Source organism: Sharpea azabuensis DSM 18934, from assembly GCF_000702165.1.
Taxonomy (GTDB): domain Bacteria; phylum Bacillota_I; class Bacilli_A; order Erysipelotrichales; family Coprobacillaceae; genus Sharpea; species Sharpea azabuensis.
Map to the genome: position 1 here is coordinate 1 of NZ_JNKU01000029.1, position 13,026 is coordinate 13,026.

Consider the following 13,026-nt stretch of genomic DNA (forward strand, 5'->3'; position numbering starts at 1 on the left):
GCACCTACAAGCTTTTTGGATTTATTTGCCTTTATGTTCACATGACTTGAGTGACACTCAGGACATTCATATGTTTGTCTCTTCATGACTATACTGAAGACATATTTCTCGTCTTTTCTGGTGATATTCACATCCTCAACTGTATCTGGATCAAGATCCAGCATATAGCATAATTCTTTATTGTCCATAATTTCATTCCCCTTCATCTAAGAGACGGACTTCATTATTATGCATAATTTAAAAGGATCATGAAACATAAGTTCATGACCCCACGATATTTTATTGCCTCATATCTAAATGACCCCACAATTATTTAAAGGGCTACTGTGACCCCACGATTATTTAATATACCTTGTTTCTTTGCAGATATCCACTAAGGGACATTCATAGCAATGAGGTAATTGGGCCTTACAATGATAGCGCCCAAAGAAAATCATTTGATGATGGGTCTTAATCCAGCGATCCTGTGGTATTTGTTTCTTTAGCTTACGCTCAATCGTATCAACATCATCCTTCTTAAATGCAAATCCTAGCCTTCTAGCAATACGGGCACAATGTGTATCAACAGCGAGAGCTGGCACATGAAAGGCTTCAGCCATTTCTACATTTGCCGTTTTACGTCCTACCCCTGGCAAGCTAACAAGCTCATCGAAATCAGCTGGCACTTCACCATCAAAGCGTGCTTCAAGCGCTTTGCACATAAGAATGATATTCTTGGCTTTATTGCGATAAAGGCCAATCTTGCGGATATAGCTTTCTAGTTCTTGTTGATTTGCATGAGCATAATCATAGGCGGTGTGATAGCGTTCAAACAGTGCCGGTGTGACTTTATTGACAGAAGCGTCAGTCGTTTGGGCTGAAAGCATTGTCGCAATAAGCAATTCCAAGGGATTTGAATGATTAAGCTCACAACGTGCATCAGGAAACATCTCATCAAATGTCTTCAGAACACGTTCTACTTTTTCTTTTTTCATACTTTCCACCACTCCAAATTCTTGACTTCATCACTAAAGGCTTCACGCGTTGTATTTTCAGTTGGCTTATTACGCATTTTCTTGCCATAGCGCGCCCAGTTAGAAAGAATCTTCTCAATATATCTAAAGTTAAGCACATTGCTTCTCACTGCTTCTAATAGCGCATCAACAATCATCTGGTCATCATAGCCATCACGCTTAAAGCTATTAATGATTTCAATTTCTGTTTGGGAAAGCGGACGCCCAAATGCATCCTCAAAACGTTCAATCAAGTTAACTTCCTTAACCTCTTCCACCTTCTCATCAAGAAGACGACGATAAAGTGGCTTAAAATCCAGGATGCCATTATGACGATCTAAATAGCGCTCATTGACAAACTTCAGCATGGCCTGATCGATAGCTTTCATATCACTTGTACAATACTTGGCAATCATCTGTGGTGTCAACAGACTCACGCCCTGTTCATGAAGAAGAAGCATGATATTTAAAATATAGCTTTCCTGGTCACTAAGACCAATCTGTTTTCCTTTTAAGAAAAGCAGTTTATGAAAGTCTATACAATTGTAATCTATAAGTATATTATTCATACATTCACCTAAAGACGATACTGTTTGACGAACTTGCCATCAAGTGTATAGTAGAAATAATTTAAGGCCTGATCAGTCTGATACTTAACCACATATCGAAATTCATCATCCTCATAGCCTATTTCAATATCCTTTGTCGATACACTTTCTTTGGCTCGATTTTCAACATCTGCAATAATTGTCTTCTTGCTTACTGGACTATGGTCATATTTATCGACAAGCTTCTTTTTCGTATTATAAGCTAAGTAAGTCTTCTTCCCCTTGATCTTAGCTGTAATAATATAATATGTCTTAGAGCGATTATATTCGTTAAAATAGCCATCATAATTCAGCTTATCTTTTTCAATAATTGAAGTACGGATTGCATCTAACTCACGCTGATGATCATTATAAGGTAAATGAACAAATATGACATAGAACACCACAATAATAAGTAATATAACTAACCCTAATAAGCCAAGATTAGGGCCAACATTATTTTGTTTCTTCTTTTCATTCGTAAAGTCCATTCTCTTCTCCTTTATTTCAGTAGAATTATAATACATTTTAAGACAAAGAAAAAGAGGTTGCCCTCTTTTAATCGTCTCGAGAATTACCAGCTATCAACAAGAATATTCTAAGCATGGAAGCAAGCGTCTGGAGTGTAGCAGCTATATATGTCATGGCTGCCGCTTTCAGCATTGCCTTTGCCCCACCTATTTCATCACTCATCAAATAATGTGATTCCAGGATTGCCAGTCCACGTCTTGAAGCATCAAACTCCACGGGGAGCGTTACAAGCTGGAAGACTAAAATACCAAGCATTAAGACAAATCCAAACCAGGCAATCTTTGTGCGTCCAAGAGCTAAGCCAATCACAATCGCAATCCAGCCTAGGTAGTTTCCAATATTACATACTGGTGCAATGAGATTACGCACTTTAATTGGTGTATAGCCAGTATGATACTGAATGGCATGCCCGCATTCATGAGCAGCAACGGCCAGTGATGCAAGCGATGTTCCGTTATAAATATCATCGGATAAATTCACTGAGCCATTGCCAGGATTGAAGTTATCCGTCAACGTCCCATGCGTTAAATTAACGGGCATATCAGCCATGCCATTGGCATCTAAGATTTCTCTAGCAACATCCGCACCAGTCTTGCCAATACGGGCATGAATATGTGAGTATTTTCTAAAAGCTGAACTGACGCGTGCCTGAGCTATTAAGCCAATGACAACGGCAATAACAACAAAGACAGTCCCTAACAAATAATAGGGATTCATATAGAGTGAATATGGATAAAAATACATATACCTAACTCTCCTTTCAAGATATGTATGTATTATAGCATAATAATTATGAATAATATTTGAACATGAAAAAAAGATGCTAGTTCATGGCATCTTTTAATCTGTTACTTGGTTTAAAAGTGACTGTGCGGCTTGCAGGAATGACAATTGTTTCCTTCGTCTTAGGTGATACGCCTTTACGCTCTTTACGATTATTGACTTTGAATGTACCAAATCCACTAATGAGGACTTTTTCGCCTTCTAGCATCGTATCAACCATTGTATCAAATACTGTATCAACAAGCATTTCTGCGTCCTTTTTTGTCAAGTCGCGTTTTTCAGAAACGATATCAATCAGTTCTTTTTTATTCATTGTGATTGCCTCCTTGAAAACATTTAGTAGTATACCAAAATGCTTCCACAAAAACAACTTAAAAAATCAAAAAAATAGTGCATTAATGCACTATTTTCCCTATTCCATAGATGCTTATTATAGAATTATTTTTCACTTACATATTTACCAAAGTTTTCCTTAAAAATCCTGATCAAATTACTTAAAAGGGTAAGAAGATCTTACCCTTTGATTGACTCTGATTTTAATGTACGATTCATAAGTTCTTTGACTTTTTCACTAGGCTTACCATTCTCATAAAGAACTTCATAAACACAATTTGTGATTGGTGCTTCGAACTCAGGATAGTTCTTTAGGATATCATCATGAATAACCTTACATGTACGAATACCTTCAACTGTCTTCTGGTTGCCAGCCATAAAGTCACTAGCATTATCACTCAAGCCAATTTCTTTACCCGCCTGGAAGTTACGTGAATGTTCACTTGAACAAGTGACAATCAAATCACCAACGCCAGTCAAGCCAAAGAATGTTTCGGCCTTTCCGCCTTTAAGCATGCCATAGCGTGTCATTTCAACAAGACCACGGGTGATCAAGGCAGCACGTGAATTATCTCCATAACCTAAGCCTTTCAGAATACCTGATGCAACGGCAATGACATTCTTATAGGCTGCGCCATATTCTGCACCAATTTCATCAGTTAATGTATAGACGCGTAAATAGTCATTGGAGAAGAGCTTTTGAACATCCTGAGCTGTTTTTTCATCAAGACTGACAGCACATACTGCCGTCAACATGCGAATCACGACTTCTTCGGCATGTGAAGGTCCAATAAGGGAAACAACCGGATTGATTTCACTATTTGTGAAGACTGAACGAATAGTATCAGAAATACGCATATTCGTATTCATGTCAAAGCCCTTTGCGGCATTAATGATTGTGACTTTTGTCTTTAGTAATGGCTTGACTTGTTCAAGTACTGAGCGAACAAACTGAGTTGGAACAGTAATGATGATATAAGATGCTCCATCAATAACATCAGCTAAGTTCTTTGTCGCACGTATATTTTCTTCAAGCTTGACATTCTTAAAATACTTATAGTTACAATGACGGATATTGATATCATCGATTTCACGATCATCAACACCATACATTAATACTTCGACACCATTATCATTAAGAACACGGGCTAGACCAGTCGCCCAGCTACCTGTACCTAAAATTGCTGCTTTCATTCACTATTCCCTCTTTCTACAAATGATATGAACTGGTGAGCCATCAAATCCAAACGCTTCACGTAGCTTGTTTTCAAGATAACGCTTATAAGAGAAGTGCAGGAATTTAGGATCATTGACGAATAGAACGAATGTTGGTGGCGTAATTGCGACCTGGGAACCATAATAGATTTTCAGACGGCCACCTTGGAAATTGCTTGTAGGATTCATCAGCTGTGCATCCACAATAACATCATTGAAGAGATTTGTTGGAATACGTTTATGCTGTGATTCATAAGCTTCATTGATTAAATCAAAGATTGTATCAATACGCTGTTTCTTAAGCGCAGAGACATAGGCAATCTTAGCATAATCTAGATACTTGAAGTTTTCACGAATCTTCTTATTAAAAGCCTGCATCGTCTTGCTGTCTTTTTCAATGGCATCCCACTTATTCACAACAAGTACAACGCCCTTACCTGATTCATGTGCATAACCGGCAATATGTTTATCCTGTTCAAGAATGCCACGTTCACCATCAATGACAACTAAAATGATATCCGAATCATCAATCGCACTCATCGCACGCATGACAGAATATTTTTCCACATTTTCATAGATCTTCCCACGCTTACGCATGCCTGCTGTATCAACAACAGTATATTTCTGGCCATCTTTTGTAAAGCTTGTATCAATGGCATCTCTTGTTGTGCCTTCAATATTGCTGACAATAACACGGTCTTCCCCAAGGATGGCATTCGTTAATGAACTCTTACCTACATTTGGACGACCAATGATGGAAAAACGAATGGTTTCTGGATCATTGATTGTATCTTTATTAGGCAATAAGCGAATAACTTCATCAAGTACATCACCAATACCAATACCATGAACACCTGAAACAGGAATTGGATCACCAATACCTAGGGCATAAAAATCATAGATATTATCCTTGTATTTATTGTCATCAATCTTGTTGACGGCAAGAATAACAGGTTTCTTGGACTTCTGTAGAATGCGGGCAACCATACTATCTTCAGGCGTAACACCTTCACGTCCATTTACAACAAAGACAATGACATCTGCTTCTTCAATAGCAATCTCTGCCTGCATTTTAATTGAAGCTGTCATATCGCTCTTTTCGAGTTCAATACCACCTGTATCAATAATACGAAAGTCTCTTGTCAGCCAGGAACCATGAGCGTATATACGGTCACGTGTCACACCAGGCGTATCTTCAACAATGGAAACACGCTCTCCGACAATTCTATTAAATATTGTAGACTTCCCGACATTTGCACGGCCGACAATTGCGACAACGCCTTCACTCATGATAACACCTCTCTATTCTTCTAATTTCTTTTCAACTAAATCCATAACATGAGCAACAACTTCTTCTAAGCTCATATTGGATGTATCTAATTCAATCGCATCATCCGCCTTCTTTAAAGGAGAAACTTCACGATTCATATCCTGCTTATCACGTGCTTCTATTTCAGCTTTCATCTCTTCATAATCGCATTCAATACCCTTTTCGATATTTTCCTTATAACGTCTCTTTGCACGTGTTTCTACTGATGCCACCTGATAAATCTTTAATTCCGCATCAGGTAATACAACTGTTCCGATATCACGGCCATCAAGAATCACACCGCCGCCCTTTGCCATTTCTCTTTGCTGGGCAACGAGGAAACTACGTACCTTCGCATACTGGGAAACAATACTAGCTCCCATCGAAACTTCATTAGCCCTGATAGCAGAAGAAACATCTTCGCCATTTAAGCGAATCGAGCCGTCTGGTAAAAGCTTTATCTTTAAGTCCTTTAGCAGCCCGACAACGCCTGCTTCATCTTCATAGCTGATGCCATGAATAAATGCTGAGTAAGCGACACAGCGATACATTGCTCCTGTATCGATATAAGTATAATTCAGGTTTCTTGCAACCATTTTAGCAATTGTTGACTTGCCAGCAGCGGCTGGTCCGTCTATTGCGATAGAAATTCTCTTCATCTTCAACCTTCCTTAAATAAGAAATTGCTGTATATATAACCAACATATAGCCAGGAATATTAAAATCAATACGAAGATAATAACATTTAATAATCCAGAAACAAAGCGATTTGGCTCTTTTTTTTCATTTTCTGGCTTTTCTTTTTGTGTTTTTTCTTCTTTCTTCTTGGCTTTCTGAGCTTTTTCTTCCTGTTTCTTTAACTCTTGAGCCTTTTTCTTTTCTGCTTTCTTTAAAGCTTTTAGTTCCTTTTTTGTCAGTTTTACTTCTTCCTGAGGCTCTTGTTTCTCACTTGGATCACCTAAAGAGAATGGTCGTACAACGGCATTATCCTGATCAAGTGATGTCTCACTATAATCAATTTCCTGATCATCACTGACTTCTTTTTTCTCTTCTTGTTTTAATTCATCAAGATGGAAGATCTTTGTAGGTTCATCCGACAAATCTTGTACATCTTCCTTACTTTGTGATTCTTCATTGCGAATCTTGTTTAAGATTTCTGCTCTTGTATTATATCTGTCTTTTCCAACATTAATCTTGGCTTCATTAATCGCACTTAAAACAATATCATCTTCTTCTAAAGTATCATAGCTTAGAGGATGAAGATCGTCTTTCTCATTATTATGAGGTAAAAAAGACAAAAAATCATCTTCCCCCACACTATCATCAACTACCTGCTTGATAGGTTGTTCATCATCTTTAAAAGAATCTCTAAATTCTTTATATTTATTCATACGTGTTTCATTCGCCATATACATCACCCTCGCTTAAAAGATTATACCATAAGAAAGTTTTTAAGGAAATAGCTTTCATTTCATGGGCATTATTAGTAATGGTAGAAAAAAGCACTTTCAAAAAGAGATTTGATGGTTTATAATAAGCTTGTGTAATATAAAGGAGGAACTTAACTATGGTTAAAGTTAATGAAAATTGTATTGGTTGTGGTGCTTGTAATGCAGTATGTCCTGATGTATTTGACTTCAATGATGAAGGCAAAGTAGAAAACATCATGGGTGAAGATATCCCTGAAGATTTAATGGACGCTGTTAAGGAAGCTGCAGAAGGCTGCCCAGTAGAAGCTATCGAATTATAATATGATAATGAAAAGATCTCCCTATGCGGAGATCTTTTTCTTTGCCTGATATTTCTTTTTGTTCTGTTTTTTTGCTTTCGCCTGCTTTTGTTTATTTTCAAGAGCCTTAGCACGTAATACTCTTACTTCCTTAATCTTGAGTGGACGATATTCTCCTGGTGCTAAGCCTGTGACTTCAATATCACCAATAGCTAAACGATGCAGACGTTTGACTGGATGGCCAACTGCTTCAAACATTTTCTTGATCTGACGATTCTTGCCTTCAATTAAACGTATCGCGATCATCGTTGTCTTATGTTCTTCATCAACACCACGAATGACAATTTCACATGGCAATGTCTTTACGCCATCAAGATAGATGCCTTTCTCAAGTTCACGCTTTTCTCTCTGCAAAAGAATCCCATCAAGAGAAGCATAATAAATCTTTGGTAAATGAGATGATGGATGCATCATTAAATTTGCGAACTCTCCATCATTTGTCATAATCAATGCCCCTGTCGTATCCCAGTCGAGACGTCCTACAGGATAGACACGCTTATCAACATCAGTAAAATAATCAGCAACGGTCTTTCTGCCCTTCTCATCATGCATTGAAGTAATAACCTGCTTTGGTTTATAAAAGAGATAGTATTCATGTTCTTCTTTTTTAATAGCCTGGCCATTAACTGTAATCGTATCTTTTTTAGAAACCTTTGTGCCAAGTTCTGTTACGACAATACCATTGACAGCCACCTTGCCCTGTTTGATCAGCTCTTCAGCCTTACGTCTTGACGTATAGCCACTAGCTGCAATCACTTTTTGTAATCTTTCCATTATGAATTCCTTTCTAAGAATTTTTTGATCTTTTCACCGTCAGTATACCCTTTTATATAGAGTAAATATAGCTTTTCTTTATCTTTTGTCAAGGTTGACATATCACCAATAGTATCAGGTGCGACAATCAAGCCCTTGCCTTGTTTTTCTAATTCTTTGACAATCTCAACACCTTGATTATAGCGGTCAGCTCTTTTTAAGAGATTCTTGGCAGCTAATTCATCAAATTTGCTTAAGATCTTTGCAGTCATGATATCCTGCTTATTGTTTTCTCTTTTTTCAAGTGGACGCGTTAAAATAAGAACCACTTCATCACAGCCATCATCAAGAGCTTTTTGTACCGGTACTGGGTCTGCTAGCCCACCATCATAATAATGAATGCCATCTATTTCAACACTCTGACATACAACTGGTAAACAACAAGATGCTTCAAGCACCTGATACTGATTTCTCCCCATATCTTCTTTTGTAAAATAGTGTGGTTGTGCATGATCAGCATCATAGCCAACAGCGATAAATTTCTTATTGCTAGCTATAAAGGCATCATAATCTAAAGGATTCTCCCCACCCTCATTACTGAGTGCCTCATAGACATAACGTAAATCAAGATAGCTTTTTTTCTTAAAGATATTCTCTAAACTCATATAGCTTTTACGAAATGAATAATCAAGATAGAAGGGATAGTTTCTGCCTTTCTGTTTGGCAATATAGCTTGCCATATTGGCAGAGCCAGCGGATACGCCAATGCATTCATCAAATTCTAAATGATGATCAATGCAATAATCAAGCACACCAGCTCCATATATTCCTCTTAAGCCACCACCAACATCAATAATCGCTCTCATAAATAGTCCTCCAAATGATAATCATCATAGCCTTTCTTTGTATTGATCAAGGCAAAAGTCTTTTCTAAGCCACGATCTTTGAGTTCATGCAATAAGTATTCCAATAAAGCTCTTGTTTCTTTATGCATAATATAGGAATGTTTGCCCGAATCATAGTAAGTAAGAGGATAGCTATCATCATAGTCTTCACCACGATAGACCATGCTTGCGGCAATACGGTCACAAAACATTTCAAGAACATAGCGATAAGGCATCTTAGCTGCCGTTGTACCATTTCTTGTGAAATCGACCCAGTATTCCCAATGATGCTTATTGCGTCCTTTATGATGCAGCCAGGCTTCAGAATAACCTTTAAGCTTTCGTTCTGCCCCATTTGGTGAGGAAGTTCCTTGGTAATAAAGAATTCCTGTCTTAAATTCCGTATAGGAGTATTTGGAAAGGTCATGACATAATCCTTGTTTATATAAATGAAGCTTAAAACAAAGCTTACCTACGAGTATTTTATGCTTTGTAATTGTCTGGAAATGTTTTATTGCATTCATATCTATCACCTTTTTGTAGTATAGCTTAGATAAGGGGATGTGTAAATTGCTTTTATTTTTTGATAAGGGTGCTATAATCATGGCATGGAGGTGGAATTATGCCCTTTAAAATAAAAATTCAAAGCAATATCAACGAACAGAACCTTGACCAACAAGAAATCAAGGAAATCATTCATTCACTAGAAGATTTCTCTAAAGTTATTCGTGGGGACTTGTATTCCTACTTCTTAGGGAAAAAGTCTTTAAAGGTTGCCGGCATCCTGATTGGTATCAGTGCAGCTTTATATCTTGCTACAGAACAATTATATTTCATGTATATTATGTTCTTTGGTACATTAATTATCATGCTTGCAAGCATCTTTATTGCTGAAACAGCAACAAAGATTACCCAAAAACAAATCAAATTACGCATTCAAAGCTTAAAAGAACGTTTAGAAGTGCTGACACGCACAGAAGCTAAATCACAATAAAAGCTGGTAACTCTAAGAAGTTCCAGCTTTTTTCATATCTTCATCTCTTCCTTCGATATATTTTGTATCAAAGAGATCTTCTTCCTCAAGTGAACTATTGACTTCCTTCAATTCAGGCAATTCATCAAGAGAAGTAAGATTAAAGGCATTCAGGAATTGATCAGTGACACCATAGAGAATCGGTCTGCCCGGTGTTTCTTCACGCCCTACTTCTTTGATCAATGCTTTCGCAAGCAGCTTACGTATCATGCTTTCACATCCCACACCCCTGATTTCCTCAACATGAACACGGGTAATTGGCTGATAGTAAGCAATGATTGCCAAAGTCTCTAAAGCACTTTTGGAAATTCTGCTAGCATTTGTTTCAACCATCTTGCGATAATATTTCTCATGGGCGGGTAAAGTGACCATCTTGTAAAGGCCACCAAAATTGGCAATATCGAAGCCCTTGATGACTTTAAGACTATAATGTGCCATCAGCTCATCAAGCATGCTGACAGCTTCTTTCTTGGAAACATTCAATACACCCATGACATCCTTAATAGTAACACCCTCATCACCAGCTAAGAATATCATGCCTTCAATAATCGAGAGATATTCATTATGATCCATTATATTTACCTCTAAGATAGATTTTCTCAAAATTAGATTCCTGCATAATCTCTAGCTGATCATGCTTGACAAGTACAAGGACACTTAAGAACGTGACAATCGCAAAATACTTATCGCCACCCTCAAATAAATCTTCAAAATCAATCACTTCCCCACGATGACTCGCGAAGAAGTCTTCTATCTGACTCGTACGATCATCAATCGATATCTCAACACGAGCAATCCGACTTTCTAGCGGCTTGGCAAGAATCTGACGCTGTAAGACATTCTGCATGGCCCCAATAAGATCATAAACTTCAAGATTATCCGGTAAGGCATTTTCGACATCTTGGACATATTCATCAAATGTTGCTGGCAAGCGGCTAAACATCTGGTTGCGTTCTTCATAGTTTTCTTCAAGCTCATCGAGTATTTCATTGATCTGATTCTTTTCTAACAAGCGCTTGATCATGAGCTGACGCTGTGCTTCATAGTCGTCTTCCTCGTCCTCAATCTTTTCGCTTGGAAGCAAGAGCTTGCTTTTCATTTCAATCAGCCAGGCAGCCATCACTAAATACTCAGAAACAGCTTCTAAAAGTGCCGGATTCATTGTCTGGATATAGGCGAGATACTGGTCGCAAATAGCTGCCACATCAAGATCCATCAGATCCATGTTATGTTCACGTATCAGATGCAACAATAAGTCCAAAGGACCTGAAAACTGTTCAGTTGTCACTTCATATTCCATATATCCCGCTTCCTTTCAACATTTCTACTCTACACGAAATAGACTGAATTGTAAATGCTTGTTCAAGTGAAAAAGCGGTCATAAAACCGCTTCATTTAGAATAATCCCTGTACTAGTACAATGATAATAAGAATTGGTAAGACATAACGGAAGTAAGGTATCATCCAGCTTTTAACCTTAATCCCCTTTCCAAGATTTGCTTCAGCCATGTAGTTTTCAGCCTTCCAGCCATACTTCGTTACACAGAACAACAGGAATACCAATGAACCAAGTGGCAATAAGATATTGCTGACAATAAAGTCTTCTATTTCCAAGATGTTCTTGTTGGCCACAGTAATATTAGAAAGCAGATTGTAGCCAAGCGTACAAGGTGTTGAGAGGACAAGAATGACAATTGCAAAGATGATTGTGGCTTTCTTTCTTGACCAATGGAAGTTATCCATGGCACTAGCAATCAAATTCTCAAAAACTGCCATAACTGTTGAAAAAGACGCAAAGGTCATAAAGACAAAGAATAATGTCCCCCATAAGCGACCCAATGGCATACTGATAAAGACCTTAGGTAAGGTTACAAAAATCAATGATGGCCCCTGATCAGGAGCAACGCCAAAGGCAAAACAAGCTGGGAAAATAATCAGTCCGCTGACAATAGCGACAAAAGTATCAAGTGAAGCAATCGTTATCGATTCCTGAAGCAAGCTTTCCTCTTTACTCATATAGCTGCCAAAGATTTCCATTGCCCCAATACCAACCGATAAAGTGAAAAAGGCCTGACTCATTGCTGACAGGACAACACGTCTCAAGCCTCCCGTCATCATTATATTCTTGAAACTAGGCATCAAATAGAACTTGAGGCCAGCCATGCCGCCCTTTAAAAATAGTGAATGAATCGCCAGTAAGACAATTAAACCAAGCAAACAGCTCATCATCACTTTCGTAATTTTCTCCAGGCCTTTCTGTAAGCCAAATGAACATACAATAAATCCCCCGATGACAGTAACAATCATGGCTACCATCATTTCAGCAGGATTGCTAAGCAGCTGGGCAAAAACACCATCAGCACTCATCAATGTGACATGTCTAAATTGACCAGTTAAAAATCTAAAGGCATAATCAAGCATCCAGCCTGATACTGTTGTATAGTACATCATCAAAAGTATACAGCCGATATTCGCTATCCAGCCATGTAAATGCCATTGACTTTTAGCAGGTTCTAGTTTCTTATAGGCTTGTACAACACTTTTACGACTTGCTCTGCCGATGGCCAATTCCATTGAAAGAATAGGCACGCCAATCAAGGCTAAAAAGACAAGATAGATGAGCACAAAGAGCCCTCCACCATTTTGTCCAACAAGATAAGGAAACTTCCAGACATTGCCAATTCCAATTGCACATCCGGCACTGACGAGAATGAAGCCAAGTCTTGAATTAAAACTTTCTCTTTTCATAATTCCTCCATTATGTCAATCATTCTAACACAGCTTCCTTTTACTTACCATAAGGAAAAAGACGTCTTA

Annotated in this window: 18 protein-coding genes; 2 read left to right on the forward strand and 16 right to left on the reverse strand. The window is 38.0% G+C overall.

What is annotated here, in order from left to right; genetic code table 11:
- From T529_RS0107040 to T529_RS0107085, 10 genes are all read right to left on the reverse strand, one after another.
- The coding region (locus tag T529_RS0107040; RefSeq protein ID WP_033162912.1) for a hypothetical protein at nucleotides 1–188 on the reverse strand (188 nt) is incomplete at its 3' end.
- 150 nt (nucleotides 189–338) lie between these two features.
- Nucleotides 339–974: an endonuclease III gene (nth, locus tag T529_RS0107045; protein WP_033162913.1), complete on the reverse strand. Its 636-nt coding sequence runs from the start codon at nucleotides 972–974 to the stop codon at nucleotides 339–341.
- Nucleotides 971–1,561 carry a DnaD domain-containing protein gene (locus T529_RS0107050; protein WP_033162914.1) on the reverse strand — a complete coding sequence of 197 codons (591 nt, stop codon included), beginning with the start codon at nucleotides 1,559–1,561 and terminating at the stop codon, nucleotides 971–973. Before T529_RS0107050 ends, nth begins: the two co-directional genes overlap by 4 nt.
- An 8-nt stretch (nucleotides 1,562–1,569) precedes the next feature.
- The gene (locus T529_RS0107055; protein WP_051646902.1) at nucleotides 1,570–2,070 is read right to left on the reverse strand and encodes a hypothetical protein; all 501 of its coding nucleotides are present in this window, start codon (nucleotides 2,068–2,070) and stop codon (nucleotides 1,570–1,572) included.
- 67 nt (nucleotides 2,071–2,137) lie between these two features.
- Nucleotides 2,138–2,854, reverse strand: coding sequence for a zinc metallopeptidase (locus tag T529_RS0107060; RefSeq protein WP_033162915.1), 717 nt, complete (start codon nucleotides 2,852–2,854; stop codon nucleotides 2,138–2,140).
- Nucleotides 2,855–2,933: 79 nt separating this feature from the next.
- On the reverse strand, nucleotides 2,934–3,206 hold the full coding sequence (locus T529_RS0107065; protein ID WP_033162916.1) for an HU family DNA-binding protein: 273 nt from the start codon (nucleotides 3,204–3,206) through the stop codon (nucleotides 2,934–2,936).
- A 200-nt stretch (nucleotides 3,207–3,406) separates the two neighbouring features.
- Nucleotides 3,407–4,420 carry an NAD(P)H-dependent glycerol-3-phosphate dehydrogenase gene (locus T529_RS0107070; RefSeq protein WP_033162917.1) on the reverse strand — a complete coding sequence of 338 codons (1,014 nt, stop codon included), beginning with the start codon at nucleotides 4,418–4,420 and terminating at the stop codon, nucleotides 3,407–3,409.
- 3 nt (nucleotides 4,421–4,423) lie between these two features.
- Nucleotides 4,424–5,731, reverse strand: coding sequence for a ribosome biogenesis GTPase Der (der, locus tag T529_RS0107075; protein WP_033162918.1), 1,308 nt, complete (start codon nucleotides 5,729–5,731; stop codon nucleotides 4,424–4,426).
- A 12-nt stretch (nucleotides 5,732–5,743) separates the two neighbouring features.
- On the reverse strand, nucleotides 5,744–6,409 hold the full coding sequence (gene cmk, locus T529_RS0107080) for a (d)CMP kinase (protein WP_033162919.1): 666 nt from the start codon (nucleotides 6,407–6,409) through the stop codon (nucleotides 5,744–5,746).
- Between the two features lie 12 nt (nucleotides 6,410–6,421).
- Nucleotides 6,422–7,159, reverse strand: coding sequence for a hypothetical protein (locus T529_RS0107085; protein WP_033162920.1), 738 nt, complete (start codon nucleotides 7,157–7,159; stop codon nucleotides 6,422–6,424).
- Nucleotides 7,160–7,317: 158 nt separating this feature from the next.
- On the opposite strand from T529_RS0107085, the gene T529_RS0107090 reads away from it, so the two are divergent.
- A complete protein-coding gene (locus T529_RS0107090; RefSeq protein ID WP_033162921.1) occupies nucleotides 7,318–7,500 on the forward strand; it encodes a ferredoxin in 183 nt (60 codons plus the stop codon).
- Nucleotides 7,501–7,521: 21 nt separating this feature from the next.
- Here T529_RS0107090 and T529_RS0107095 read toward each other — a convergent pair whose 3' ends face one another.
- The 3 genes from T529_RS0107095 to T529_RS0107105 are packed head-to-tail and all read right to left on the reverse strand — an operon-like array spanning nucleotide 7,522 to nucleotide 9,700.
- On the reverse strand, nucleotides 7,522–8,313 hold the full coding sequence (locus tag T529_RS0107095; RefSeq protein ID WP_081823087.1) for a pseudouridine synthase: 792 nt from the start codon (nucleotides 8,311–8,313) through the stop codon (nucleotides 7,522–7,524).
- Nucleotides 8,313–9,158 (reverse strand): patatin-like phospholipase family protein, encoded by an 846-nt coding sequence (locus tag T529_RS0107100; protein WP_033162922.1) that lies wholly within the window; start codon nucleotides 9,156–9,158, stop codon nucleotides 8,313–8,315. The genes T529_RS0107095 and T529_RS0107100 overlap by 1 nt, the downstream gene beginning before the upstream one ends.
- Nucleotides 9,155–9,700: a DUF5662 family protein gene (locus T529_RS0107105; RefSeq protein ID WP_033162923.1), complete on the reverse strand. Its 546-nt coding sequence runs from the start codon at nucleotides 9,698–9,700 to the stop codon at nucleotides 9,155–9,157. Before T529_RS0107105 ends, T529_RS0107100 begins: the two co-directional genes overlap by 4 nt.
- 98 nt (nucleotides 9,701–9,798) lie before the next feature.
- Here T529_RS0107105 and T529_RS0107110 point away from each other — a divergent pair, with 98 nt between their 5' ends.
- The gene (locus T529_RS0107110; RefSeq protein ID WP_033162924.1) at nucleotides 9,799–10,170 is read left to right on the forward strand and encodes a hypothetical protein; all 372 of its coding nucleotides are present in this window, start codon (nucleotides 9,799–9,801) and stop codon (nucleotides 10,168–10,170) included.
- 12 nt (nucleotides 10,171–10,182) lie between these two features.
- Here the strand turns inward: T529_RS0107110 and scpB are convergent, their stop codons facing one another.
- From scpB to T529_RS0107125, 3 genes are all read right to left on the reverse strand, one after another.
- On the reverse strand, nucleotides 10,183–10,782 hold the full coding sequence (gene scpB / locus T529_RS0107115) for an SMC-Scp complex subunit ScpB (RefSeq protein ID WP_033162925.1): 600 nt from the start codon (nucleotides 10,780–10,782) through the stop codon (nucleotides 10,183–10,185).
- On the reverse strand, nucleotides 10,772–11,509 hold the full coding sequence (locus T529_RS0107120) for a segregation/condensation protein A (RefSeq protein ID WP_033162926.1): 738 nt from the start codon (nucleotides 11,507–11,509) through the stop codon (nucleotides 10,772–10,774). Before T529_RS0107120 ends, scpB begins: the two co-directional genes overlap by 11 nt.
- A gap of 95 nt (nucleotides 11,510–11,604) precedes the next feature.
- Complete coding sequence (locus T529_RS0107125; protein ID WP_033162927.1) at nucleotides 11,605–12,957, reverse strand: sodium-dependent transporter; 1,353 nt, start codon at nucleotides 12,955–12,957, stop codon at nucleotides 11,605–11,607.
- Between the last annotated feature and the right edge of the window lie 69 nt (nucleotides 12,958–13,026).

Excerpts from the sequence above, each read along its gene's own strand:
- nth (WP_033162913.1), bottom strand. The coding sequence starts at position 974 with ATGAAAAAAGAAAAAGTAGAACGTGTTCTGAAGACATTTGATGAGATG.
- T529_RS0107050 (WP_033162914.1), bottom strand. The coding sequence starts at position 1,561 with ATGAATAATATACTTATAGATTACAATTGTATAGACTTTCATAAACTG.
- T529_RS0107055 (WP_051646902.1), bottom strand. The coding sequence starts at position 2,070 with ATGGACTTTACGAATGAAAAGAAGAAACAAAATAATGTTGGCCCTAAT.
- T529_RS0107060 (WP_033162915.1), bottom strand. The coding sequence starts at position 2,854 with ATGTATTTTTATCCATATTCACTCTATATGAATCCCTATTATTTGTTA.
- T529_RS0107065 (WP_033162916.1), bottom strand. The coding sequence starts at position 3,206 with ATGAATAAAAAAGAACTGATTGATATCGTTTCTGAAAAACGCGACTTG.
- T529_RS0107070 (WP_033162917.1), bottom strand. The coding sequence starts at position 4,420 with ATGAAAGCAGCAATTTTAGGTACAGGTAGCTGGGCGACTGGTCTAGCC.
- der (WP_033162918.1), bottom strand. The coding sequence starts at position 5,731 with ATGAGTGAAGGCGTTGTCGCAATTGTCGGCCGTGCAAATGTCGGGAAG.
- cmk (WP_033162919.1), bottom strand. The coding sequence starts at position 6,409 with ATGAAGAGAATTTCTATCGCAATAGACGGACCAGCCGCTGCTGGCAAG.
- T529_RS0107085 (WP_033162920.1), bottom strand. The coding sequence starts at position 7,159 with ATGGCGAATGAAACACGTATGAATAAATATAAAGAATTTAGAGATTCT.
- T529_RS0107090 (WP_033162921.1), top strand. The coding sequence starts at position 7,318 with ATGGTTAAAGTTAATGAAAATTGTATTGGTTGTGGTGCTTGTAATGCA.
- T529_RS0107095 (WP_081823087.1), bottom strand. The coding sequence starts at position 8,313 with ATGGAAAGATTACAAAAAGTGATTGCAGCTAGTGGCTATACGTCAAGA.
- T529_RS0107100 (WP_033162922.1), bottom strand. The coding sequence starts at position 9,158 with ATGAGAGCGATTATTGATGTTGGTGGTGGCTTAAGAGGAATATATGGA.
- T529_RS0107105 (WP_033162923.1), bottom strand. The coding sequence starts at position 9,700 with ATGAATGCAATAAAACATTTCCAGACAATTACAAAGCATAAAATACTC.
- T529_RS0107110 (WP_033162924.1), top strand. The coding sequence starts at position 9,799 with ATGCCCTTTAAAATAAAAATTCAAAGCAATATCAACGAACAGAACCTT.
- scpB (WP_033162925.1), bottom strand. The coding sequence starts at position 10,782 with ATGGATCATAATGAATATCTCTCGATTATTGAAGGCATGATATTCTTA.
- T529_RS0107120 (WP_033162926.1), bottom strand. The coding sequence starts at position 11,509 with ATGGAATATGAAGTGACAACTGAACAGTTTTCAGGTCCTTTGGACTTA.
- T529_RS0107125 (WP_033162927.1), bottom strand. The coding sequence starts at position 12,957 with ATGAAAAGAGAAAGTTTTAATTCAAGACTTGGCTTCATTCTCGTCAGT.